Source organism: Ruegeria sp. HU-ET01832 (genome assembly GCF_040371315.1).
GTDB lineage: Bacteria > Pseudomonadota > Alphaproteobacteria > Rhodobacterales > Rhodobacteraceae > Ruegeria > Ruegeria lacuscaerulensis_A.
Genome location: NZ_BAABWL010000004.1, coordinates 41,421 through 64,690 on the forward strand (window position 1 = coordinate 41,421; position 23,270 = coordinate 64,690).

The window sequence follows — 23,270 nt, forward strand, 5'->3', positions numbered from 1 at the left end:
CTCCTCCCCTCAACCCGCGCGGCTTTGGGCGCGGTCGATGGCGCGGCGCAGCATGACGCCTGCCACATGTTTCTTGAACTCGACGGGGCCACGATTGTCGGCAACCGGATCAATCGCATCCAACATGGCAGCAACGCAGCCATTCACATCACCGTCCGCCAGCGCAGCGCTTGCGCCTTCGGACCACACAGGTGTGTCAGCCAGATTGGTCATCGCGACCGAGGCCGTTCCGTTACCCACCATCACAGCAGCCGCAGCCGTGGCATAGTCGCCAATCTTGCGCTTTTGCTTTTCATACGCCTGACCGACTCCCGCGCTGGGCACCGGGATCGAGATACGGGTCAGGATTTCCTCATCCTCGCGGGCGGTGAAATACGCGGCCTCGTAAAACTCACGCGCGGCGACGCTGCGATTGCCATCGGGACCGGACAGATCAAATGTGGCGTTCAGGCATTGCATCAACCCCGGCATGTCATTGCCCGGATCCCCATTGGCCACATTGCCACCGACGGTGCCCACATAGCGCACCTGCGGATCAGCGATCTGCAAAGCCGCCTCGCGGATCAGCGGAATGGCAGCGGCCAGACCTTCATGCGTGATCAACTCGTGCTGCGTGACCATCGCACCCAAGGTCACGGTGTCGGCGCCGACCTCGATGCCCTTTAGTTCGTCGATGGCTTGCAGATCGACCAGATGGCCCATCTCGGCCATGCGCAGCTTCATCATCGGGATCAGGCTGTGCCCGCCCGCGATCACGCGCGCTTCGTCTCCGTGTTCTTGCAAAATGCCGATGGCCGAGGCGATATCGCCTGGCCGGTGATACTCAAAACCGGCTGGTATCATGTTTTTCCTCCCTGGGTCCGAGCAATATGCCTTGGGGGACCTGACGTCAGGAAAGAACGCCGGCGTCAGCCGTTCCAGTCAACGAGAACGGGGCGCGCAGCTTGTTTCACGAAATACGAATAGGCTGCACGAGTTGCGATCAAAGGCCCAGCGCGTCGCGAATGTCAGATAGGCGTGACCGGCTGACCGGCACCTTGGTCAACGCGTCCACACCGTCGAAATAACAAGTGCCATTGTCCTTGTGACGTTCGAAACTGGAGACATGTTTGGGATTCACCAGATAGCTGCGATGGGCGCGCAAAAACCCGTCCGGCGTCAGGCGGGTTTCAGCCTCGGTGATGGACCAGGGACAGAACAGTTTCTCGGCCCCGATATAGAGCACGGTATAATGCCCTTCGGCCCGGATCGCGGCGATCTCGGTCGGGGTGGCGAAAAAGGTCTGGCCTTCGCGCTCAAACGGAATGCCCGCCCGCAAGGTCACGGGTTCGGAGCTGGGCGCAGCAGGGGCCGCAACAGCAGCAGGTTCAAGGAAGCTAACGCCGGTTAACAGAAACGCTCCACAGATCAGGAACACAGCCACGGTGACACCCATCGCCAGCACCTGATTGTTCAGTGCCGGACCGGCCCCGCCGGTGCTGTCGCTGACGGTGAAATCGGTCAGACCGGTGGCCACGAAGTGCATTGTAAACACCGCCAATCCGAAACAGGCCGTTCCCAGCAAGATGTTACGCTGCGTGCGGTTGTCGTAGGCCACCCAGATCGCCACAACCGACAGCAAGACCGAGGCCAGCGTTGACAACAGTACGTCCCACACGTTGTAGACCGGGCGACACAACTCCATCCCGGCCATGCCTATATAGTGCATCACAACGATGCCAAGGCCCACGATCACGCCCGCCCCCACTATGGTCTGCACCGAACGTGGCCGGAAATGCAGCAACAGCAGCGCCAAACCTACCATCAGGATCGCCACAAGGGCCGAAATCAGTGTGATCAGCGCGTCATAGTAGAACAGGATCGGAAGTTGCAGGCCCAGCATGGCGACGAAATGCATCGACCAGATGCCGCCGCCCAGAACCACCGCAGCCAGCGCCACGATGATCTTACGGCGTTGGTCGTCCAGCTTCGATGCGCCATGCGTAAGATAAAGGCCAGTAAACCCCGCCATGAGCGCCACAGCTAACGAGGCTGCCACAAGCCAAGCGTTATGCGAATAGTCCAGCATCTTTGGTTTAGGCGCCCTCCCCGACGCGTGGACGACGTTAGCAAACGGATTTGATTGGGACAATTGGCTCTTGAACACGAATTCGGTGCTCGCCTCGGCCGTAACCTTTTTTCGTTTGCGACTTAGAAATTCAGCGCGTTACAAGTTCGCGCTCAGATCTACTTGATGGTCTCCGCTGCCTATTGAATCACCGCATTTTCCCATGCGGAAAGAAACTTTTTACGCTTAAGGTCATCCAAAAAAGTCAGCAAAGCCGGGTTCAATCCAATCGTTTCTCTGTCAGTCACCCCTCCCGGAGACGTCAGCGGCGGGAGGGAGGACTGCGTTTCCTGCGCGGCAGATTTTTCGGCAACGAGATGGCGGATGAAAGCTTCTGCTGCGTCTGGTTCCTGAGTTGCATTGGAAACCAAAGCTGTACGCATCATAATCGTTTGAAAATCAGTCGGAAAAATAACTTCAAGCGCATCTTTACCTTCGGCTCGGACAGCGGCGTAGCTGCCCAACACGTTGTATGCGACCAAAATCGTGCCATCGGCCAGATCATTGATCATTTCGCCCGAACAACAATACAACCGCACATCAAGCCCGCCCATAACTTCCATCAAGCGCCAATAGGTTTCCGAAGCTCGCGCATCCTGCGTTGCAAAGAGGTAACCCAAACCGGACTGGCGAACATCATAAGTGCCTACCTTGCCACGGAATTCTTCCGGGCGTTTACGTAAAGCTTCGATCAACATTTGGCGCGTTACGGGAACTTGCTGGCCTTCAAATGCCGCCCTGTTGATCACAATGGCCGCCGGCTCAGTGGTGAACGAGAAAAGGCTGTTGTGCCATTGTGCCCAGTGCGGTGTATCGATGTCGTCGATTGGTAGGGCATACCCATCATTGGCCAGTTTGAGTTGCAGATCCATCGCACTGGACACTACTACGTCAAATGCATCAGCAGCGGCTCGGACCCGCATGTTGATATCGGCCGTGCCCGAGACCAGGTATTCGACACTAATTGAGGGATTCTTCGCCACAAACTCCTCGATCAGTGGCGCAAATAGAACTGTGTCCGTGCTCGATATTACCCGCAGCCTGGGACCCTCTGCACCCTCGTTGAAAATCAACTGATCTTCCCAGTCTTCTGCCCATCCAGCGCCGGGCAGAAAAGCCAGCATCAAAGCGATAATGTAACGCATGCGCCCCCCTTTGGCCGGTTCGATAAAACCAGTATCCCCCCATGTGCAGTCGCCACATCCTTTGCAATGGTTAGTCCCAGTCCAGAGCCAATGGTTCCTACAGCGTTTTCCCCACGCTCAAATCGCCGGGTAAGTCTGTCAACTTCGCAGGGAAGAAAGCCGGGCCCCGTGTCGCTGACCTTAATCTCGGGTTTCGCTGTGACCTCTATTTCTACGATGCTGTCTGCAGGTGCATATTTCAACGCGTTGTCGATCATGTTTCTGACAGCGTTTTGAATAAGAATAGGATCTCCAGAATACGGAACCGATTTATCGCCCGTCAGACAGAGCGACAGTTCCTTCATTTCAGCGATGGGCGTCAAACGCTGAACCAGCTCTTGGATCAACTCGACAAGGTCAACATTCTCGCGCTCTAGCCGGTCCGCGCGAGACGTAATCATGGCGTGATCCAAAAGTTGACCTGCCGCGCGCGAGCTTTCGTCAATCGCGCGAACCATAGCACGCAGCGCCTCGCGGTTTTCTTTTCTTTCCACGCGGTGGAGCGTGGCTTCGGCGTATGATCTGACAGTCGCCAAAGGTGTCCTGACGCGGTGGGCTGCTTCGGCGATAAAGTCCTCGGATTGGCTAAGCGACTGATCCAACCGGCCCATCAAGGAATTCAAGGACATGACAAGCGGCGCCATTTCTCGTGGCACTGGTTTTTTGAAAGGACTCAGATCCTGCGGCCCCCTTCGGGTTACCGAAGTCGTCAACTTGTTGAGCTGACCAATGGTTGTCGACGTGATCCAGAAAGATAAAGCTGCGGTGAGTAGAAAGAACCCCAACCCAAGAAAAGCAGCATTGCGCGAAATCTGATCAAGAGTTTCGGAAAGCGCATCTTGTGTTTGACCCAGTACGACTTCGACCTCGGTTTGTCGGTCAAGTCCAACAAGAGTCCGGCTGGCGCTGACCTGTCGGATAAGTTCTTCGCGAACTTCGCCAGTTTTGAACGACCAATCGCTTTCTCCGAGCCCACCAGCAAACCGAAGGTCTTCGTAGCCTGATAGGAACTCACCGTCCTGAAAGATCGCATAGAACACTCGGTCATCTGACGGTGTACTCAGCATTGAAAATGCTGCGTACGGGATATCTACCTCGAGTGCACCATCTCTGAGCGCCGCAGCATCCAGTATTGATGTGACTGAAGCTTCAAGTATGTTGTCCTGACCTTGTTGTGCCACCTGCGCCGCGTAATTGCGAACTGTGAAAAACAGAAGAATTGCAAGAACAGCCGCACCGCCAATCAACGCGAGCACCAGCCTGTTTCGCAATGACCCAGAAACGGTCGGATTAGTTGTCATGATCCAGCCTATACCCCAGACCGCGCAGAGTAGTTATCTTGAGGTCCGACTTTTCAAGATGCCTGCGCAATCGGCCCACATAGACCTCGATGGCGTTGTCTGAAATGTTGTCATCGTAGGAAAACAACCGATCTGCCAGCTTCTGTTTCGAGAACACATGACCAGGTGCGTTGATGAACAGCTCCATCATACGCAATTCACGATTCCGCAAAGAAACAATGTCCCCGGCGACGACCAAATGCCCCGCGACCGGATCGAAGACAATGCCGCCCATCTCGATCGTCGTTTTTGTGATGCCTGACTTGCGACGCAAAACGGCACGGCATCTAGCCTCGAGTTCAGCGTGATCAAATGGTTTTGTGACGTAATCGTCGGCCCCAAGATCCAAAGAACCGATTCGATCAGAAACCTGACTGCGCGCGGTCAATACAATCACGGGAGTGTCCAGTCGACTTGCCCGATGCCGTTTCAGAAAGTCTCGCCCGTCCCCATCAGGAAGCATGATATCCAGCAGAATCAGGTCATATTCTTCGGTTTCGACAAAGGCGGTTGCGTCCTCCAAATTCGCTGCGTGATCAATGACATGGCCGTCCAGACGCATGCGCGAACTGACCGCGTTCGCGAGGTCCAAGTTGTCTTCGACAAGTAGAAATTTCATCAGGCTTTTTCAGTATTTTGCCGCGTGACAGGTTGATGTCAGGTTGGTGTGTTTTTGTTCCATCCAATCTGAGCCGCCATGCGGCCGGTTGTCAAACGGGAGGAAATCATGACAACGATTAAACTGGGCCGTCGCGCCCTAATCGCAGCTGTGGCCGCAATCGGCCTGACCGGCCCGACGTTGGCCGAAGATCAAGTTGTGGACAGCATCCACTTTCTGATCCCCGGTGGTGCCGGTGGCGGTTGGGACGGAACTGCCCGCGGCACGGGTGAAGCCCTTACGAATGCGGGTCTTGTTGGCACTGCATCCTATGAGAACATGTCAGGCGGCGGCGGCGGTAAGGCCATCGGCTTTCTGATTGAAAACGCTGACAGCAATCACGGCACATTGATGGTGAACTCAACGCCCATCGTAATCCGTTCGCTGACTGGTGTTTTCCCGCATAACTTCCGCGACCTGACTCTGGTTTCAGGCACCATCGGTGACTATGCGGCGATTGTTGTGGGTAAAGACAGCCCGATCAATTCGATGGACGATCTGTTGGCGGCTTTTGACGCTGATCCTTCGGCCACAGCAATTGGTGGTGGTTCGGTACCGGGCGGCATGGATCACTTGGTTGCAGCCATGGTCATGGAAGCCGCTGGAAAAGACGCTCTGGGCGTGAAGTACATTCCGTATGACGCAGGCGGTAAAGCCATGGCGGCGCTTCTGTCCGGTGAAATCGCGGCTCTGTCGACCGGTTTCTCAGAGGCTGTTGACCTGTCGAACGCGGGCGAAGTCAAAATCATCGGTGTCACATCGGAAGAACGCGTCGACGCTGCTCCTGATGCGATGACCATGAAGGAACAGGGTATTGATACCACCTTCGTCAACTGGCGCGGTTTCTTCGCAGCACCCGGCCTGCCGGAAGACAAGCTGGCGGCATATCAAGACGCAATCGCCAAGATGTACGACACTCCTGAATGGGAAGAAGTTCGGGCGCGTAACGGTTGGGTCAACATCCACAACTCGGGAGCTGACTTCCAGACGTTCCTTGAGCAGCAGGAACAGCAAATCGGTGATCTGATGAAGAAGCTGGGCTTCCTCTAACTAAAAATCGGCAGAGCGGACCGCCGCTCTGCCTTCCCCAAATACAACAAAAAAGGAGGGGGCATCATGGCGTTGGATCGCTGGATCGCGCTCGTTCTGCTGGGTGTTTGTTTAACATATGGCTACGCCGCCTGGTTCACGATGGACGGTAGCCTCCCCCCCTTCATGCAAAGAAATCCCATCTGGCCAAGCACCTTCCCCAAAGTGCTGTCCATTCTGGGTATCATCACGACGACAATTATCCTGCTGGGCTTTGAAAAGTCCGAGATCAAGGAAGCCGACATCGATTATCGCCGGCTGGGTGACTACCATCTGGATCAGGCGCTGATGCTGCTGGCTTTGATGGTCATTTATGCCCTTTGCCTGCGACCCGTGGGCTTTCTGATTTCGACGTCGGCATTCCTGATACTTGGCTCTATCATTCTGGGTGAGCGCAAGTGGCATATCATGCTGCCTGTTGCATTCATCGCAACGGGGGCCGTCTGGTATCTGGTTCAGGAAGTTCTTGGCATTTACATGCGCCCGCTGCCGGGCATTTTCGGAGGCTGACATGCTTGAAGGACTTCTGATCGGCCTGCAAACGGCATTCTCAATCCAAAACCTACTGATGGTCATCGCTGGGTGTCTGATCGGCACATTCATCGGGATGTTGCCCGGTCTTGGACCGATGTCGATCATCGCCATCATGATCCCGGTTGCAATCTCGATGGGCGACCCATCCGCCGCACTGATCCTTTTGGCTGGGGTGTATTACGGAGCGATCTTTGGCGGTTCCACGTCATCCATCTTGCTGAACGCGCCGGGCGTCGCCGGTACGGTGGCCTCAAGTTTTGATGGCTATCCGATGGCCCGCCAAGGCAAGGCTGGGAAAGCACTGACAATCGCCGCAATCGCCAGTTTCGCAGGCGGTACGCTGGGTGCCGTCCTGCTTATGGTGTTTGCACCGGCTTTGTCTTCTGTTGCGCTGCTGTTCCACTCGGCCGAGTATTTCGCCCTTATGGTCGTTGGTCTTTCAGCCATCGCTGCCTTCGCCGGAAGCGGTCAAGTCGCCAAAGCTGTCATCATGACGGTACTGGGGCTGATCATGGCTACCGTTGGTGAGGGCGCGTTGTTCAACCTGCCTCGGTTCACCATGGGAATCATGGACCTGCAATCGGGCTTCGGCTTCATCACACTGGCCATGGCCATGTTTGCCTTGCCCGAAGCGCTGTTTCTGGTCCTGAAGCCAAAAGATCTGAAAGGTGATGATGGCGAGATCAAGGACCTGCGCATCACCAAGGAAGAAGCCAAGGCAATTGCACCAGTTGTGGGACGGCAGTCCGTACAAGGTTTCTTCATCGGCGTTCTTCCTGGCGCCGGTGCGACGATTGCCAGTTTCCTAGGCTACGCGGTTGAACGCAACATCGCTCCGAAAGAGGAACAAGAAGAATTTGGCAAAGGCTCGATCAAGGGTCTGGCAGCCCCGGAAACAGCAAACAACGCGGCCTGCACCGGATCATTCGTTCCACTGCTGACTTTGGGCATTCCAGGTTCCGGCACAACGGCGATCCTTCTGGGCGCGCTGATTGCTCTGAACGTGACACCCGGTCCGCGTCTGATGCTGGATGAGCCTCAAATCTTCTGGGCTGTGATCATGTCCATGTTTATCGGAAACCTTGTCCTGTTGATCCTGAACTTGCCGCTGATCCCTTACATCGCAAAGGTACTCTCGGTCCCGCGCAACTACTTGATCCCGTTCATTCTGTTCTTCACCCTGATGGGCGCATATATCGGGCAGAACAATGCAACGGAGCTGTTGATCCTTGTGGGCTTCGGCGTCTGTGCCACGGCTTTGAAATTTGCCGACTATCCGCTGGCCCCGCTTCTGATCGGGTTCATCCTTGGCGGAATGATGGAAGACAACTTTGCAAGGTCCATGCAGCTCTATGACGGGATCGGGTTTATCTGGGAACGCCCCATGACGCTGGGCCTGCTGGTCATCGCCGCGCTGCTGGTGTTGCTGCCCAGCTATCGCGCGCGTCGCGCACGGGCACGGGCTGCCGGTGTCGCCGATGGCGACTGAGCCTTTGGCAGGAATACGAGTTCTTGACCTGACGAATGTTCTGGCGGGCCCGTATTGCTGCTATCAGCTTGCCTTGATGGGGGCCGAGGTGATCAAGGTCGAACGGCCTGAGGGCGGCGACCTTGCTCGGGTGTTGGGCGCAGACCCAGACCGCAACAAGGCCGGGATGGGCATCAGTTTTCTCGCCCAGAACGCGGATAAGAAATCCGTCACGCTGGATATGAAGCCGGCAAAGGGCAAAGACTTGCTGAAGAAGCTGGTTCAAACCGCCGACGTGCTGGTCGAAAATTTCCGGCCCGGTGTAATGGACCGGCTTGGCCTTGGCTATGACGTTCTGCGCGCTGAAAATGCCAACCTGATCTATTGTGCAATCAGCGGTTTTGGGCAGGATGGTCCTCGTAAAAAAGACCCGGCCTACGACCAAATCGTTCAGGGTATCAGCGGTGTCATGTCGATCACCGGAGCAGCCGATACAGCGCCCTATCGCGTCGGCTACCCGCTGGCCGATACCGTCGGGGGGCTAACGGCCGCTTTTGCGATCAGTGCGGCCCTGAACGCCAGACCACGCGGCACGTTTCTGGATATCGCAATGTCCGAGGCGGTGATCTCCACCATGGGCTGGGTGGTGTCGAACTACCTGATCGGGGATGTCACACCGGCAGCGCATGGCAACGAAAACACCACATCCGCCCCGTCAGGAACCTTTGCCACTGCGGATAACCCGATCAACATCGCGGCCAATCGTGACGAACAATGGCAGGCGCTTGCTCGACACCTTGGACGGGAAGATTTGCTGGGCAACCCTGACTATGCCTCGCGTGAAGATCGCAAGAGGAACCGCCATAACCTTAGGGACGATCTTGAAGCCACGCTGCGAACCCGACCCTCTCGGGAATGGGTTCGCGAGTTAAACGCGATTGGCGTTCCGACCGGGCAGGTGATGACCGTGCCCGAAGCGCTGGCCGACGAACAGCTGACAGGCCGCGGATTGATTGGATCTTTGCCGTCCCAAAGCGACGAGCTGAAACTGACCGGCAGCCCTGTTGTGATGGATGGTCAACGCAGAATGCCCCGGGCCGCCCCACCGGACTTGGGGGCAGATAATGCCGTGATCTGGTCTGAGCTTGGTCTGAGCCACGACGAAATAAATGCGTTGACGAAGGAGGGGATCATATGAGCGATGTCGCTGACTGGTGGTCAACATCCATCATCGACATGGAACCCGGACGAATAGACCTGCGGGGCACACCTATTCAGGACCTTATCGGCAACCTTGGTTTCGCGGAAATAATCTGGTTCATGGTGCGCGGAGACAGGCCATCCGCCGCACAGTTGAAATTGTTCGAGGCCGCCTTGGTTTCTGCCGTGGATCACGGGCCACAAGCCCCTTCGATCGCTACGGCCCGAATGGCAGTAACGTGTGGACTGCCGCTCAACAATGCCATGGCAAGCGCGGTGAATATGCTAGGGGACATCCACGGCGGCGCTGGTGAACAAGCGGTGACCCTGTATCAGTTTGTCAATGCTCACCCGTCCGCCGTTGGCCCGGCGCTGGATGACTGGATTGCCGCGCAAGGGAAAATTCTGCCCGGATTCGGCCACCGCTTTCACACCCCAACGGATCCACGCGCACCACGTTTAATGAGCCTTGTGGACGAAGCGATTGAGGCAGGTGCCTGTGATGGGCGCTACAAATCTGTCGCGATCGACATCGAAGGCGAATTGGCGCAGCGCAAAGGCAAACCCGTTCCGATGAATATCGACGGAGCCACAGCGGTGATCTATGCCGAGCTTGGTTTTGACGCGCCATTGGCGCGTGGCCTGTTTTGCCTGTCCCGTTCTGTCGGCATTCTTGCACATGCGTGGGAACAATCTCAGCAGGGTGGCCGAAACAAAGGACCGACCCCGCCAAAGTATCGCTGGACGTACTTGCCCAGCGACACGTAAGTGGCATCAAGGTTCTAAAGTGTCCATTGATCCGAGTCCTCAGACCTTCTCTTCGACCGCAGGCTCGACATCGGGGCGCACGGGTTCGGCCTCCATTTCGATCACGTCGGGCGCAACTTCTTCTTCCGGCTCTTCAACCTCCGGCTCGACCTTGTCTTCAAGCGCGCCAACGATCAGGGGCAGCATGTGAACACCGGTCGCCGAGGCGATCTCGGGCGTTTGCGGGGTTTGCCAGCTCAGCGTGTCAAAGCTGTGGCAGTTCTGGCAGACCGGAGCCCATTCGGGCTGGATATCATGGCAGTTGTCGCAGACCCATTGCGGCCCGCGCGGCGCGTTCAACGCTTTGGCCAGCCATCCCTGCACCACCGCGTCCGAGGCGCCCTCGCCCCGTTCAATCGCCGCCATCAGCGTATAGGCACGGGCATCGGCTTGTTTTTCGACCACATCGCCCAGCGCACGGCGAGCTTCGGGGAAGTCCTCGGCCACGATGTTCAACTCGGCCAGGATCAGGCGCGTTTCAGGGTTTTCCGGGTGGATACGGGTCAGGGCGGTGAACCGCTTGATCCGCGCATCCGGCGTTTCATCCGGCGCGATTTCCGCAAAGGCATGGGCCAGATCGGGATGCGGCTGCACCTCCCACGCTTTTTTCAGGATCTTGGTCGCGGCGCGCGGCTTGCCCTTTTCGATATAGGCCCGCGCGGCCATCGCAGCGGCAGGAACCAGATCAGGCGACAATCGGTTGGCCTCGATCGCGTGTTCTTGCTGTTCGACCGTGGCACCTTCTTCCAGAATGCCCTTGGCTTCGGACAGAGCCAGCACTGCATCACGGCGTTTGAACACGTCGCGCGGCAGATGACCAGCCTTGAGCTTGGCCGTTAGAGTCGAACGCGCGCCTGCCCAATCCTGCGACTTGGTTTGCAGCCCCAACAGGATGTCTTGTGTTTCGGCGTGGCGCGGCTTGATCGCCAGCGCCTTTTCGGCCAGCTTCCGGGCGGTATCGTCATCACCCTCGGCCAGTTTCTGCTTCAAGATACCACGCACGCCCACAAACCGGGTGGCATTGTTCGTCACCAGTTTCTTATAGGTGTCCGAGGCTTTCTTGGTGTCACCATTCATCTCGGCCGCCTGTGCCACCAGCAGATTGGTTAGTTCAGGCTTGTTCAGCAGTTTTTCGGCCTTGGTGGCCTTGGACATGGCAATGCGCCCCTCGCCCGAAGCCAGTGCCATCAGCCCATCAGCCAGCGCCTGATAGCCGCGCTGTTCACGGCTGCGGTCGAAATAGCGCGACAGGGCGGTTTCATCGCCATTTAGGAATTTCAGCGTGGCGATCAGCAGGGTCAGCAGTTTGAAGAACACCCAGATTGCAAAGACCAACACGCCCAGCGCAATAACCGATTGCAAAGGCCCCAGAGTGTATTCCGTGCCACCCGCCGTGATCTGAATACCGCCGCTGGTTTCCATCAGGAACCCGGCACCAATAGCCAGAAGGCCAACAATGGCAACAAATACAAGGATTTTTATCAGTGACCACAGCATGGCAGGTCCTTCAGTTCGAGTTCGCGCCAGAAGCAAGCGCATCTGCGGCATCCACGGCAGATACCCGTGTCTGCGCCGCTTGTTCCCATTCAGCCAGCGCAGCACGGGCCGCCTCGGGCAGAGATTTCAGTTCGTTCAAAGCCCCAGCCACATCGCCGGCGGACAGCGCCGCTTGCGCACGAGACAAGATCGCATCCGGATCATCACCCTCTTGCGGTGTTACCGAACGCGCACCCGTCTGGCGCTGGAGGAACGCGACGATCCCCGTGCCTTTCTCCGCCTCTCGGGCGTCGGCAAGAGCAGCGCGGGCGGCTGGCGCAAAATCCTCACGCAGGGCCGAAACCGTCGCAACTCCATTGTCCGCGGCCGCGGACAACGCACCCGGGATTTCGACCCCGCCAGCAGACAGTTCGGAAAGAAGGTCGGAATAGGGTTGCCCTGCATCCAACTGCCCGTGGAGCTTAGACAGTATCGCTGCATTGGTCGCGGCCAAAGCCTCATCCGAAGCTTTTGCTTCCAGAGCCTGAGCTTCCGCAACCATCTTTTCAACCTCGGCGCGTTGGGCAACCAGCGAGTCCTGCAGTTTTTTCAGCTCGGCTTCAAATGCGGCTGTGGTTTCGGGGGTGGCTCCTTGGGTCAGCGCGCCGCTTTCCAGCGCGGCCAAGCGATCAGCCAGAGGCTGGATCTGTCCTGACAAACCATCAAGGCCGGATTGAACGGCGTACAGATCCGACGTGATCGGAGCCAACTGTTCTGTCAAAGCAGCAATCTTGCTTTCCAAGTCCGAGCCATCGGACAGAGATTTCGAGAGCGCATCGATTTGGTTGGCTTGATCGGTCAGCTTTGTCTCGAGCGTGGTCAACGCGTCCGAGCTGCCGGAGTCGAACAAACCAGCGCTGCCCGCCGCGAACCCGATTGCGGCTGCAATCGCACCGCCGATCAACGCCGGAACAAAGCCACCTTTCTTTTCCGACTGACGTTCGGACAGGTTCTCCTTGAAACGTTCAAGATTGGCTTCGGCTTCGGCTTCGGCTTCGGCTTCGGCTTCGGCTTCGGCTTCGGCTTCGGCTTCGGCTTCGGCTTCGGCTTCGGCTTCGGCTTCGGCTTCGGCTTCGGCTTCGGCTTCGGCTTCGGAAAGGGTCTCTTCTAACCCTGTTGCATCGTCAATAGTCGGTTCCTCAGATGCGGAAACAGCTTCAACCGACTCATCTGTCTTGGGATCATCCACCGGTTTTTGATCGGAGTTCTTCTTATCAGCCACCGCAATATTCCCCTTATCGAATCCGAAATGCTTGGAACAACAGACCCGGCTAAGTTAGTCGGTGGCCACGTCGCCCTCAACCCGCAACGCATGTTTCACAAGTTTTTTAACGGCCTTACGCATTTTCTTGGGTGTCGGCGCTTTCGCGACCTTCAACCGCGCATAGGGCAAAGAATAAAGGGGTTCGGCCGTGGCCTGGCTGATGGCAGCTACCCAAAGCGGGGCAGAACCGCGCCAGATGTCGGCAAAATGTCGCGCCGTTCTGGGTGAAAATATTGGAACCAAAACAGCGGATTTGCCGCTTGCGGCGGCAGTCGCTTCGGGTGTCAGCGGTAACAGGTTTTGCTGGTAAACGGGCTGTTCGCGCACGGTCAGGCCGGATTCGGTTAGCCGCGCGGCAATATTGCCCCGGCTGTGCTCGCCTCGCAGGTGCAGTAGCGGACTGAGCGGTCGGGTTTGCAAAAGGGCTGCGATTAACTCCTCGGCGGTCTGGCCCATCATTTGCGCGTCCCACCCAGCACCTTTTGCCGTACCTGTTGTTGCAGGACCCACGCAGAAGGCAGGCAGAGACCGCTCAACCCCAGCCGAGGCCGCCGCGTTCACCGCATTGGCTGAGGTGAAAATCAGCCCACGCGTATCAATCGTATCCACACGAACCGGCAGGGGTTTGATTTCCAGAATCGGGGAATAGATGACCTGCACCCGAGACCTGACGCGGGTCGGAAGCTGCGCAACGAACCTTTCAGAGGCCGCGCGCGGGCGGGTCATCAACAAATACAACGGTCGGCGCCTTGGGCCTTGGGATTGTTTGCATCCGCACAGGGTGATACCCCGCTTGGCAACCAAGGTGTAACGGATCAGGCCAATGGTGCAAACACTTACTGTCCTCGGGTTGGAAAGCAGCTGTGACGACACAGCCGCAGCCGTTGTGCGCCATGGCGAAAACGGGGCCGAGGTTTTGTCCTCGATCGTTCAAGGCCAAAACGAACTGCACAGTGCCTTTGGCGGCGTTGTCCCCGAGATTGCTGCCCGCGCTCATGCCGAGAAACTGGACACTTGCGTCATGCAGGCGCTTGAGGAGGCCGGTTTGGCTCTGTCCGACATGGACGCCATAGCCGTGACTGCGGGGCCGGGTTTGATCGGCGGCGTCATGTCCGGCGTGATGTGCGCCAAGGGGATCAGTGCCGCGACCGGGTTGCCCTTGATCGGGGTGAACCACTTGGCAGGCCACGCGCTGACGCCGCGCCTGACCGACGGGATCGCGTTTCCGTATCTGATGCTGCTGGTTTCGGGCGGACATTGCCAATACCTGATCGCCCACGGGCCGGACCACTTTACCCGTCTGGGCGGCACCATCGACGACGCGCCGGGTGAGGCGTTCGACAAAACCGCCCGTCTACTGGGCTTGCCGCAACCCGGCGGCCCTTCGGTCGAGGCCGAGGCCCGCGCAGGTGATCCCACACGGTTCCGCTTTCCACGGCCTTTGTTGGACCGCCCCGGATGTGATCTGTCTTTTTCAGGCCTTAAGACTGCACTGATGCGGATGCGCGATCAGGTCGTGGCCGAGAAAGGCGGGCTGACCCGTCAGGACCGCGCCGATCTGTGCGCCGGATTCCAACAGGCCGTTGTCGATACACTGGCCGAGAAAACCCGCCGAGCGATGGATCTGTATTTAAACGAAAACCCCGCGGAGCCGGTGATTGCAGTGGCCGGAGGCGTCGCGGCAAATTCGGCCATTCGTTCAGCATTAGAGACTGCATGCGATGAGAAAGGCGGGCGTTTCACCGCACCGCCTCTCGCCCTTTGCACCGACAACGCGGCCATGATCGCCTATGCCGGGATCGAGCGATTCCGCACCGGCGCGCGCGACGGGCTGGACTTGACCGCCCGCCCCCGCTGGCCTTTGGACCATACCAGTCCCGCAATGCTTGGCAGTGGCAAAAAAGGGGCCAAGGCATGAGCGTTTCGGTTCTGGGCTCGGGTGCATTCGGGACCGCGCTGGCAATTTCGCTGGCCGGAAACGGACCGGTAACGCTTTGGGCGCGAGACGCGGAACAGGCGCGGGTGATGCACAGCACGCGTGAAAACGCGGCGCGGCTGCCGGGTGTGACCTTGCCGGATGCGATCACCGCAACGGCGGACATTACGCAGGCAACGCGCAGTCAAACGTTACTGGTCTCGGTACCGATGCAAAAACTGCGCGGTGTGCTGACGGATCACGGCGTGGTTCTGGCTGGGAAAACGCTGGTGGCCTGCTGCAAAGGTATCGAGCTATCCACCGGGCTGGGTCCGATCTCGGTCATCCGCCAGACCATTCCCGACGCGCGCCCTGCCCTGCTGACCGGCCCGAGCTTTGCCGATGATATCGCACGCGGATTGCCCACCGCGCTGACGCTGGCCTGCGCTGAGGATGCGCATGAGCTGCAGCACGACCTGACCACGGCGAACCTGCGCCTGTACCGCACCACCGATCTGATCGGGGCGGAACTGGGCGGTGCGTTGAAGAACGTCATGGCCATCGCTTGCGGTGCAGCGATCGGAGCCGGTTTGGGCGACAGCGCCCGCGCCGCGCTGATGACGCGCGGATTTGCCGAGATGCAGCGCTTTGCCCTAATGCGCGGCGCGCGGCCCGAAACCCTTATGGGCCTGTCGGGACTGGGCGATCTGGTGCTGACCTGCTCGTCCGAGTTATCCAGAAACTATCGTTTTGGCCTGTGTTTGGGTCGAAATCAGCCCTTTAACACCACCACCACGGTCGAGGGCGTCGCAACCGCGCGTGCCATGTCCGACATTGCCCGGGCCGAGGGGCTGGACATGCCTATCAGCGCTACTGTCGCCGACCTGAGCCAAGGCACATATAGTGTGGCGCAGGCCATTGATACTCTGCTCAACAGACCCCTGAAGGAGGAATAATATGCTCATCGCTCTGATCGCCCGTGACAAGGACGGCGCATTGCAAACCCGGCTGGACAATCGCGCCGACCACCTGGCTTACATCGAAGAAACCGGTGTCGTTGCACAGGCTGGACCCCTGTTGGATGGCGACGCAATGATCGGATCGCTGATCATCCTTGAGGTGGAAGACATGGCCGCCGCCCAAAGCTGGGCTGACAATGATCCCTATGCTAAGGCCGGGTTGTTCCAGTCCGTCGACCTGATCGCGTGGAAAAAGGTCATCGGCTGATGGCATATTGGCTGTTCAAATCCGAACCCTCGACCTGGAGCTGGGACCAACAGGTTGCCAAAGGGGACGCAGGCGAGGAATGGGACGGCGTGCGCAACTATCAGGCGCGCAATTTCATGCGCCAGATGGCGGTGGGCGACCGGGGGTTCTTTTACCACTCGCAAAAGGACAAGGCGGTGGTTGGCATCGTCGAGGTCTGCGCCGCCGCCCATCCTGACAGCACCACCGATGATGACCGCTGGGAATGTGTGGATATCAAGGCCGTACGGCCCTTAAAAACACTGGTCACGCTGGACCAGATCAAGACCGATGGACGGCTGGACGAGATGGTGCTGGTGAAAAACTCGCGCCTGTCAGTGCAGCCGGTTACGGATGCCGAATGGCAGGTGATCTGCGATCTGGGGCAGACTCAGGCGGAATAAAAAAGGGAAGGTTCCGACGGATGCAGAACCTTCCCTACCCCGCGTGCTCCCGACTCACCACACGCGTATAGAAATTCTTCGGTTCTGACCGTCCTGGCCACAAGATGACACTAGCCGAAACAGCGGCGCCGATACAAACACCAAGTACTTAAAATTGGAAACGCCCGCCGCTGCGACGGGCGCTATTGGATCAGCCGTAGACCGATTCCTTGCCGAAGTGTTTGGTCAGCATGTAATAGACCACAGCGCGGTATTTATTGCGCTCTGACATGCCATAAGTGCCAAGCACCGATTGTATCGCCTCATCTAACGCAGGACTATCGGACAGGCCCAGTTTCTTGATCAGGAAGTTGTTTTTGACAGTCTCAATCTCGCCCTCTTGCGAGGCCGCCACGGTCGATGCGTCGGCATCGTAGATCGCCGGACCGCAACCGATCGTGACCTTGGTCAGCAAGTCCATATCGGGATCCATCCCGCATTTGTTCTTCAGATCTTCCGCGTATTTTGCAATCAAGTCGTCGCGTTTTCCCATGACTGGCTCTTCCGTAAAGCAGCGTCTTGCTGCGAAGTCACAAAAGGTTGAAACAAGTGCGGGAAATCTATTCAGCTGAGGGTAGGTCACAACGGGAAAAACTGGTTTATTTCCCCCCAAGGAAACACGTAAAACTCACTGAAAGGCGCGATTGGCCAAGTCCGAGAAAGCGCGCACCTTTCGCCCAGGTGTTGCGTTCCCTGCATGCACGAATGAGATCGGAGCGTCAGGTGACCGCAAAACACCAGGCATGACCTCAACCAGTGCCCCGCTTTCCAACTCGCGCTGAACAGCTAAGCGGGATTTGACCGCAAGCCCCAACCCCTGTACCGCCGCTTCGGTCAACATATCCGAGTTCGATACTGCAATCCCGCGCGGGATCGAAAACTGCGCAGCACCGTGACCATCCGTGATGTCGAGCCGAGTTTGCCACGGCAGACAGGCCCAGCGCATTAGGCGTAAGTCTTCAGCCGTGGCCGGCAGTCCATATGTTTCGCAAAACACCGGTGAAGCACAGATGATCCTGTCATTATCGCTTAGTTTACGGGCCTTTAGTGTGCTGTCGGCCATCTGTCCCACCCGGATCGCGCAGTCGATACCCTCATCCACCAACGCGACATAGCGATCAACGGCCAGAAACTCGACCGTCAGGTCCGGATGCTCGGCCTGAAACGCGCTCATGACCGGCATGATGAAGCGCGACAAAATCCAGGGTGACAGCGTCACGCGCAAATGTCCGCGCAATGCGCCAGTGCCACTGCCGGCCTCAAGCTCGGCATCGCGCAAATCGGCCAACAAAGGTTCGATCCGGTCCAGAAAGATCAGACCTTCTTCGGTCAGTTGCACCTTGCGGCTGTTGCGGTGGAAGAGTTTGAGGTTCAGAACCTCCTCAAGCTTCGTGATGCGATGGCTGACCGTCGCCGCCGAGATCCCCTGCGCCTTGGCCGCGGACCCGACGCCGCCGGTTTTCGCGACCGAGACAAAGGTCAGCAGGTCATTCACATGGTACATTTGAAAATTCCTAACGCTGGTTTCAAGATTGAGCCAGTTATCGCGGAAAATTTCAAATGGTATCTGCTGAACCACGACCAGAGGAGAACCTGATGAAATCACTTTACGCAGCCACATGCGCGCTTGCGCTGGCCCTGCCCGCAGCGGCAGCCGAGTTGGAAACCTATCTTGAGTTTGAAAAGGCCATGCCTCCGGGCAATCTGGCCATTGGCCCGGATGGGCGCATGTTCATGTCCGTGCATGAATTCTATGGCCCCGAATTGCGCGTGGTTGAAGTGATGCCGGACGGCTCCACCAAACCCTACCCGACCGAAGACTGGGCCCGCGCCCCGAACGATGATGCGGACGGGTTGAACGGCGTGTTGGGCCTGCGGGCGGATCGCGATGGAATCCTGTGGATGCTGGATGGTCAGGGCGAGAACCAGACCGGACGCGTGGTCGGCTGGGACACCAAAACCGAAACGCTGCACGCGATCCACTATATCGGTGCGCCTGTGGCGCGGCCCACATCGTTCCTGAACGATCTGGCTGTGGATCGCGATCATGGAGCCATCTACATCTCGGATACCGGCGACGGGCAGAACTCGGCCATTATCGTGGTTGATCTGGATACCGGGCGCGCGCGGCGGGTTCTGGAAGGCTCTAAATATACGATTCCTGAAGATACACCGATGGTGATTGACGGGCGTGAGATCACGCTGGGCGGCAATCCGGCCAAGATAGGCATCAACCCGATCACCGTCGATCCGACCAACACCTGGGTTTACTTTGCCCCAATGACTGCAAGTGCGATGTACCGCATTCCTACCGCTGCGCTGCTGGATGAAAGCCTGTCAGATGCCGATCTTGAGGCCAAGGTTGATCGCTATGGCGACAAGCCGATCTCAGATGGGTCAACCGTGGATACCGGCGGCAATGTCTACATCACCGCTATGACGGACAATGCGCTGGGCGTCACCAAGCCGGATGGCAGCTATGAAGTGCTGTTCCAGTCGGACGATGAATTGCCGTGGCCAGACGGGTTTTCGATCGGTGCGGATGGGTATGTCTATGCCACGATTAACGAGTTGCACCGCTCTCCCGTTTTGAACAATGGCGAAGATGCCTCGAAGGGTATCTACAAGATCGTCCGGTTCAAATCTCTGGCTGATGCGGTCAGCGGACGCTAAGCCAATCTTCGGCCACGGTTCTCGGGGCCGGATTATCTGCAATAGCCCCAGCCCGGCCCCTGCAAATGGAAGTGGTCCGCGTGCAGCTTGTTGAAATTGGGGCTCAGCACCACGCGGAACCAATCACAAGCGCCCTGCCCGATCTGGCGTAGGAATTCGGATTCGGGCCCTTTAGTCGGCCAGTCGCGCAACAGGTTTAGTGTGCGTCCATCAGCCAGATCGACCCCCACGATATCAATGGAATCCGCGGTTGCATGACTGCTCCATCGGCTGACCTGCCCCTGCGCGGTCCGCATCCGGCGACAGTTATAGCTGCCCAGATGCCGCAGAGCGCGCGCCTCGGTGCCCAAAATGTCCCGCGCAGCAGGCTGAACCACGTGATGTTCCCACATGGCAAGACGCAGAGCTGTGGTACAGCGCGTTTCGACCCCTCGGACATCTGCGGTAACAAGGCGCGACAGAAGGCCCCGTCCGCTGATCCCGCAATTCTGATCGACGACCAAATCCTCCATCTCAGCAAACGCCACTTCGTCCGCAGACAGTACCGCCTTGCATTGCGCCCCATCCGCCAGAGCACGGTTCAACTGAAACCGCGTAACCAGAGTAACCGGGGCCGTAATCGACAGATCGCGCAGTGGGTTCCATTGGTCAGGCAAGGGTGACTTCGGGTGTGTCACCAGAAGGAATCCGGCAGAACCAACAAGAAATAGAAATACGATGATGGAAAAGAAAGACGCCGCCAGTCGCATGAACCGGCGGCGTCCCGTGCGTTTCGTCATACCCGATCCGCGATCAGTAGCGGTAATGCTCGGGCTTATAGGGACCTTCGGGCTTCACGCCGATATAGGCCGCTTGTTCCGAGTCCATCTGAGTCAGCTTCACGCCGATACGGTCCAGATGCAGGCGGGCGACTTTCTCATCCAGATGCTTGGGCAGGATATAGACGTCGTTTTTGTACTCATCGCCTTTAGTGAACAGCTCGATCTGCGCCAGAACCTGGTTGGTGAACGAGGCCGACATCACGAACGACGGATGCCCGGTGGCGTTGCCGAGGTTCAGCAGACGGCCTTCGGACAGCAGGATGATGCGGTTGCCCGAGGGCATCTCGATCATATCCACCTGTTCCTTGATGTTGGTCCATTTGTGGTTTTTCAGGCTGGCCACCTGAATTTCGTTGTCGAAGTGGCCGATGTTGCCGACGATGGCCATGTCCTTCATCTCGCGCATGTGCTCGATGCGGATCACGTCCTTGTTGCCGGTGGTGGTGATGAACACATCAGCGCTGACAACTTCGTCTTCCAGCAGAGTGACCTCGAACCCGTCCATTGCGGCCTGCAGCGCGCAGATCGGGTCAACTTCGGTCACCTTCACACGGGCACCGGCACCGGCCAGCGACGCGGCCGAGCCTTTGCCCACATCGCCATAGCCGCAGACCACGGCAACCTTACCGGCCAGCATGGTGTCGGTGGCGCGGCGTATACCGTCGACCAGCGATTCCTTGCAGCCATACTTGTTGTCGAATTTCGACTTGGTGACGCTGTCATTCACGTTGATCGCGGGGAAAGGTAGGTGGCCTTCTTTCACCAGCTGATACAGACGGTTCACGCCGGTCGTGGTTTCCTCGGACACACCTTTGATCTGGTCGCGCATCTTGGTGAACCAGCCAGGGCTTGCAGCCATACGCTTGGCGATCTGCTTCTTGATCACCTCTTCCTCTTCCGAGCCCGGAACGGGGATGATGTCTTCACCGGCTTCGGCGCGTGCGCCCAGCAGGATATACAGCGTCGCATCGCCGCCATCGTCCAGAATCATGTTCGGGCCGTCATCGAACATAAAGGACTTGTCCAGGTAATCCCAATGCTCTTCCAGCGTCTGGCCTTTGATGGCGAAGACGGGAATGCCAGCCTCGGCGATTGCCGCTGCCGCGTGATCCTGGGTCGAGAAGATGTTGCACGACGCCCAGCGCACATCTGCACCAAGCGCCACCAACGTTTCGATTAGAACGGCTGTTTGGATGGTCATGTGCAGCGAGCCAACGATGCGCGCGCCGCTCAGCGGTTTGCTTTCGCCATATTCTGCACGCAGGGACATCAGGCCCGGCATCTCAGTTTCGGCGATATCCAGTTCTTTGCGGCCGAACCCGGCCAGCGAAATGTCTTTGACGATATAGTCCCCGGCCATCAGGTACTCCATTCCGGTAAATACTGTTCCGGGTTGCCCGTAACATCCCTTTATGGGCGTGGCAACGCAGATGGCCGGAAACGGGATTTTTGTCGCTAAAATCAGCTTGGCGTGCCGTCTACCTTGATCTTGGGGATCGCCTCAAAAAAATCGGTGCCAACGGCGACGATACAACTCAGGCCGTTCGCATGGGTCACCAAAACGGTATAGCTTCCCGTTTCCTCAGAGGTCCAAACCTCCATCACCGATTGCCCGCCGCGCGATTTCTGCAATCCGCCAAAGGCTAGCTGTTCCGAATAGCTGTCCTGTAGCTTGGCGATTACGTGATCACGCTGCCCACAAGTGTTCTGCTGTGCAAAAGCCGGAGGCGCAGTCGCGGCCATTCCAAAAGCCAGGGCAACTCCAAATAAACGCTTGAACATAACAAGCTCCTTTCGATTCTGGTTTCAATCGAGAGGGGCACACCGGGAGAAGCATGCGCCCCCCTCGGTACTTGATGTCGGTATCACCGCGCACTTGTTCAAAGCACGAATGCTCAAGAAAAAGTTGGCAGCTGGTGATCTTGACAGGTAAACCATACCATAAAATTGAGGCGCAATCGCGGCTGTACGGACGAGGCATGGCATAATGGCAACACAACCCCGCGCGTGGCAGAGGATGCTGTCGGGCCGTAGGCTGGACCTGCTGGACCCCACCCCTGTGGATATCGAGATCGAAGATATCGCGCATGGACTGGCCTTTGTGGCGCGCTGGAACGGCCAGACGGCAGGGGATTTCGCCTATTCCGTGGCCGAACACTCGCTGCTGGTCGAAGAACTTTATGGCCGCATCGCCCCCAATGCGCCGGTCAAATGGCGGCTGGCGGCCTTGTTACATGACGCCCCCGAATATGTGATCGGAGACATGATCTCGCCGGTCAAATCCGCCGTCGGTCCCGACTATGGCGCGTTGGATGATCGGTTGGCGGCGGCGATCCACTTCCGCTTTGGCCTGCCCGCTGCGGTGCCGAAGACAGTGAAACGTCAGATCAAAAAGGCAGACAAGATCAGCGCCTGGATGGAGGCCACCCAGATCGCGGGCTTTTCCGAGGCCGAGGCGAGCAAGTTTTTTGGTCGCCCCGACAAGTCGGTGATTGAGGGGCTGAACATTGTCCTGCGCCCTCCGGTCGAGGTGCGGCGCGCCTATACTGACCGGCACGCCGCCCTGTTGGCACAGCTTTAGCCGAAGACGTAGAAACAGATCTTGTTGTTGTCCGCGTCACGGACATAAGCCCCGTAGAACACATCCGGCACGCGCTGGCCGGGCTCGCCTTCGTCAGTGGCACCAAGACTGATCGCCTTGTCGTACATCGCCTGCGCGTGCTCTTTCGAATCCGCTGCAAAAGCCACCATAGTGCCGTTTCCCGGCGCACAATCACCACCGTCATAGGGTTCGCACACAGCCAGCATCGGCGCACCGGGCTGGTTGCCGATAAAGGCGATGCGCCCCACATCCAGCGTCACCTTGGCATCGCGATCCGAAAGCAGCTCGGTATAGAATTTCTTTGCGCGCTCCATGTCTGACACGCCGATGGTCACGTAACCGATCATTTGAGAGGTTCCTGTCTTGTTAAGTGTTTTCCCGAGG

At 57.9% G+C, this 23,270-nt stretch carries 25 protein-coding genes; 11 read left to right on the top strand and 14 right to left on the bottom strand.

What is annotated here, in order from left to right; translation table 11 throughout:
* Positions 1-9 precede the first annotated feature (9 nt).
* From ABWV79_RS12940 to ABWV79_RS12960, 5 genes are all read right to left on the bottom strand, one after another.
* Entirely contained in the window at positions 10-843 is an 834-nt protein-coding gene (locus ABWV79_RS12940; protein ID WP_353392451.1) for an FAD binding domain-containing protein, read from the bottom strand.
* A gap of 139 nt (positions 844-982) precedes the next feature.
* Positions 983-2,068: an MHYT domain-containing protein gene (locus tag ABWV79_RS12945; protein ID WP_353392453.1), complete on the bottom strand. Its 1,086-nt coding sequence runs from the start codon at positions 2,066-2,068 to the stop codon at positions 983-985.
* A 179-nt stretch (positions 2,069-2,247) separates the two neighbouring features.
* Entirely contained in the window at positions 2,248-3,252 is a 1,005-nt protein-coding gene (locus ABWV79_RS12950; protein WP_170355565.1) for an ABC transporter substrate-binding protein, read from the bottom strand.
* The gene (locus ABWV79_RS12955; RefSeq protein WP_353392454.1) at positions 3,231-4,592 is read right to left on the bottom strand and encodes a sensor histidine kinase; all 1,362 of its coding nucleotides are present in this window, start codon (positions 4,590-4,592) and stop codon (positions 3,231-3,233) included. The genes ABWV79_RS12950 and ABWV79_RS12955 overlap by 22 nt, the downstream gene beginning before the upstream one ends.
* Positions 4,582-5,250, bottom strand: coding sequence for a response regulator transcription factor (locus ABWV79_RS12960; protein WP_170355567.1), 669 nt, complete (start codon positions 5,248-5,250; stop codon positions 4,582-4,584). The genes ABWV79_RS12955 and ABWV79_RS12960 overlap by 11 nt, the downstream gene beginning before the upstream one ends.
* A gap of 108 nt (positions 5,251-5,358) precedes the next feature.
* Here ABWV79_RS12960 and ABWV79_RS12965 point away from each other — a divergent pair, with 108 nt between their 5' ends.
* The 5 genes from ABWV79_RS12965 (at position 5,359) to ABWV79_RS12985 (ending at position 10,348) form a co-directional block, all read left to right on the top strand.
* Positions 5,359-6,339, top strand: a complete 981-nt coding sequence (locus tag ABWV79_RS12965; RefSeq protein WP_170355568.1) for a Bug family tripartite tricarboxylate transporter substrate binding protein — start codon at positions 5,359-5,361, stop codon at positions 6,337-6,339.
* A 66-nt stretch (positions 6,340-6,405) separates the two neighbouring features.
* Complete coding sequence (locus ABWV79_RS12970) at positions 6,406-6,888, top strand: tripartite tricarboxylate transporter TctB family protein (protein ID WP_353392456.1); 483 nt, start codon at positions 6,406-6,408, stop codon at positions 6,886-6,888.
* A 1-nt stretch (position 6,889) separates the two neighbouring features.
* Entirely contained in the window at positions 6,890-8,401 is a 1,512-nt protein-coding gene (locus ABWV79_RS12975; RefSeq protein WP_353392457.1) for a tripartite tricarboxylate transporter permease, read from the top strand.
* Positions 8,391-9,578 (top strand): CaiB/BaiF CoA transferase family protein, encoded by a 1,188-nt coding sequence (locus tag ABWV79_RS12980; RefSeq protein ID WP_353392459.1) that lies wholly within the window; start codon positions 8,391-8,393, stop codon positions 9,576-9,578. The genes ABWV79_RS12975 and ABWV79_RS12980 overlap by 11 nt, the downstream gene beginning before the upstream one ends.
* Complete coding sequence (locus ABWV79_RS12985; protein ID WP_353392461.1) at positions 9,575-10,348, top strand: citryl-CoA lyase; 774 nt, start codon at positions 9,575-9,577, stop codon at positions 10,346-10,348. The genes ABWV79_RS12980 and ABWV79_RS12985 overlap by 4 nt, the downstream gene beginning before the upstream one ends.
* A 39-nt stretch (positions 10,349-10,387) precedes the next feature.
* Here ABWV79_RS12985 and ABWV79_RS12990 read toward each other — a convergent pair whose 3' ends face one another.
* The 3 genes from ABWV79_RS12990 to ABWV79_RS13000 are packed head-to-tail and all read right to left on the bottom strand — an operon-like array spanning position 10,388 to position 13,913.
* Complete coding sequence (locus tag ABWV79_RS12990) at positions 10,388-11,884, bottom strand: heme biosynthesis protein HemY (protein WP_353392463.1); 1,497 nt, start codon at positions 11,882-11,884, stop codon at positions 10,388-10,390.
* Between the two features lie 10 nt (positions 11,885-11,894).
* Positions 11,895-13,145, bottom strand: coding sequence for a COG4223 family protein (locus ABWV79_RS12995; RefSeq protein WP_353392465.1), 1,251 nt, complete (start codon positions 13,143-13,145; stop codon positions 11,895-11,897).
* 54 nt (positions 13,146-13,199) lie between these two features.
* Entirely contained in the window at positions 13,200-13,913 is a 714-nt protein-coding gene (locus ABWV79_RS13000; RefSeq protein WP_353392467.1) for a uroporphyrinogen-III synthase, read from the bottom strand.
* A gap of 97 nt (positions 13,914-14,010) precedes the next feature.
* Between ABWV79_RS13000 and tsaD the strand changes: the two genes are divergently transcribed.
* Genes tsaD through ABWV79_RS13020 form a run of 4 tightly spaced genes read left to right on the top strand, consistent with a single transcriptional unit; the run spans position 14,011 to position 16,751 of the window.
* On the top strand, positions 14,011-15,105 hold the full coding sequence (tsaD, locus tag ABWV79_RS13005; protein WP_353392469.1) for a tRNA (adenosine(37)-N6)-threonylcarbamoyltransferase complex transferase subunit TsaD: 1,095 nt from the start codon (positions 14,011-14,013) through the stop codon (positions 15,103-15,105).
* Entirely contained in the window at positions 15,102-16,058 is a 957-nt protein-coding gene (locus tag ABWV79_RS13010) for an NAD(P)H-dependent glycerol-3-phosphate dehydrogenase (RefSeq protein WP_353392471.1), read from the top strand. Before tsaD ends, ABWV79_RS13010 begins: the two co-directional genes overlap by 4 nt.
* A 1-nt stretch (position 16,059) precedes the next feature.
* A complete protein-coding gene (locus ABWV79_RS13015) occupies positions 16,060-16,329 on the top strand; it encodes a YciI family protein (RefSeq protein WP_170355578.1) in 270 nt (89 codons plus the stop codon).
* Positions 16,329-16,751 carry an EVE domain-containing protein gene (locus ABWV79_RS13020; protein ID WP_353392474.1) on the top strand — a complete coding sequence of 141 codons (423 nt, stop codon included), beginning with the start codon at positions 16,329-16,331 and terminating at the stop codon, positions 16,749-16,751. The genes ABWV79_RS13015 and ABWV79_RS13020 overlap by 1 nt, the downstream gene beginning before the upstream one ends.
* Before the next feature lie 190 nt (positions 16,752-16,941).
* On the opposite strand, the gene ABWV79_RS13025 is transcribed toward ABWV79_RS13020, so the two are convergent.
* Both ABWV79_RS13025 and ABWV79_RS13030 read right to left on the bottom strand, forming a co-directional pair.
* Positions 16,942-17,283, bottom strand: coding sequence for a DUF2853 family protein (locus tag ABWV79_RS13025; protein WP_353392476.1), 342 nt, complete (start codon positions 17,281-17,283; stop codon positions 16,942-16,944).
* A gap of 135 nt (positions 17,284-17,418) precedes the next feature.
* Positions 17,419-18,294 carry a LysR family transcriptional regulator gene (locus ABWV79_RS13030; protein WP_170355581.1) on the bottom strand — a complete coding sequence of 292 codons (876 nt, stop codon included), beginning with the start codon at positions 18,292-18,294 and terminating at the stop codon, positions 17,419-17,421.
* A gap of 92 nt (positions 18,295-18,386) precedes the next feature.
* Here ABWV79_RS13030 and ABWV79_RS13035 point away from each other — a divergent pair, with 92 nt between their 5' ends.
* Positions 18,387-19,463 (top strand): L-dopachrome tautomerase-related protein, encoded by a 1,077-nt coding sequence (locus ABWV79_RS13035; RefSeq protein WP_353392477.1) that lies wholly within the window; start codon positions 18,387-18,389, stop codon positions 19,461-19,463.
* A gap of 32 nt (positions 19,464-19,495) precedes the next feature.
* Here the strand turns inward: ABWV79_RS13035 and ABWV79_RS13040 are convergent, their stop codons facing one another.
* The 3 genes from ABWV79_RS13040 to ABWV79_RS13050 form a co-directional block, all read right to left on the bottom strand.
* Entirely contained in the window at positions 19,496-20,242 is a 747-nt protein-coding gene (locus ABWV79_RS13040) for an extensin-like domain-containing protein (protein WP_353392479.1), read from the bottom strand.
* Between the two features lie 13 nt (positions 20,243-20,255).
* Positions 20,256-21,644, bottom strand: a complete 1,389-nt coding sequence (ahcY, locus tag ABWV79_RS13045) for an adenosylhomocysteinase (protein ID WP_353392481.1) — start codon at positions 21,642-21,644, stop codon at positions 20,256-20,258.
* 101 nt (positions 21,645-21,745) lie between these two features.
* Positions 21,746-22,066: a hypothetical protein gene (locus tag ABWV79_RS13050; protein WP_353392483.1), complete on the bottom strand. Its 321-nt coding sequence runs from the start codon at positions 22,064-22,066 to the stop codon at positions 21,746-21,748.
* A gap of 205 nt (positions 22,067-22,271) precedes the next feature.
* Here ABWV79_RS13050 and ABWV79_RS13055 point away from each other — a divergent pair, with 205 nt between their 5' ends.
* Positions 22,272-22,865 carry an HD domain-containing protein gene (locus tag ABWV79_RS13055; RefSeq protein ID WP_353392485.1) on the top strand — a complete coding sequence of 198 codons (594 nt, stop codon included), beginning with the start codon at positions 22,272-22,274 and terminating at the stop codon, positions 22,863-22,865.
* Here ABWV79_RS13055 and ABWV79_RS13060 read toward each other — a convergent pair.
* Positions 22,862-23,233: a VOC family protein gene (locus tag ABWV79_RS13060; RefSeq protein WP_170355586.1), complete on the bottom strand. Its 372-nt coding sequence runs from the start codon at positions 23,231-23,233 to the stop codon at positions 22,862-22,864. The genes ABWV79_RS13055 and ABWV79_RS13060 overlap by 4 nt on opposite strands.
* Positions 23,234-23,270: the final 37 nt, after the last annotated feature.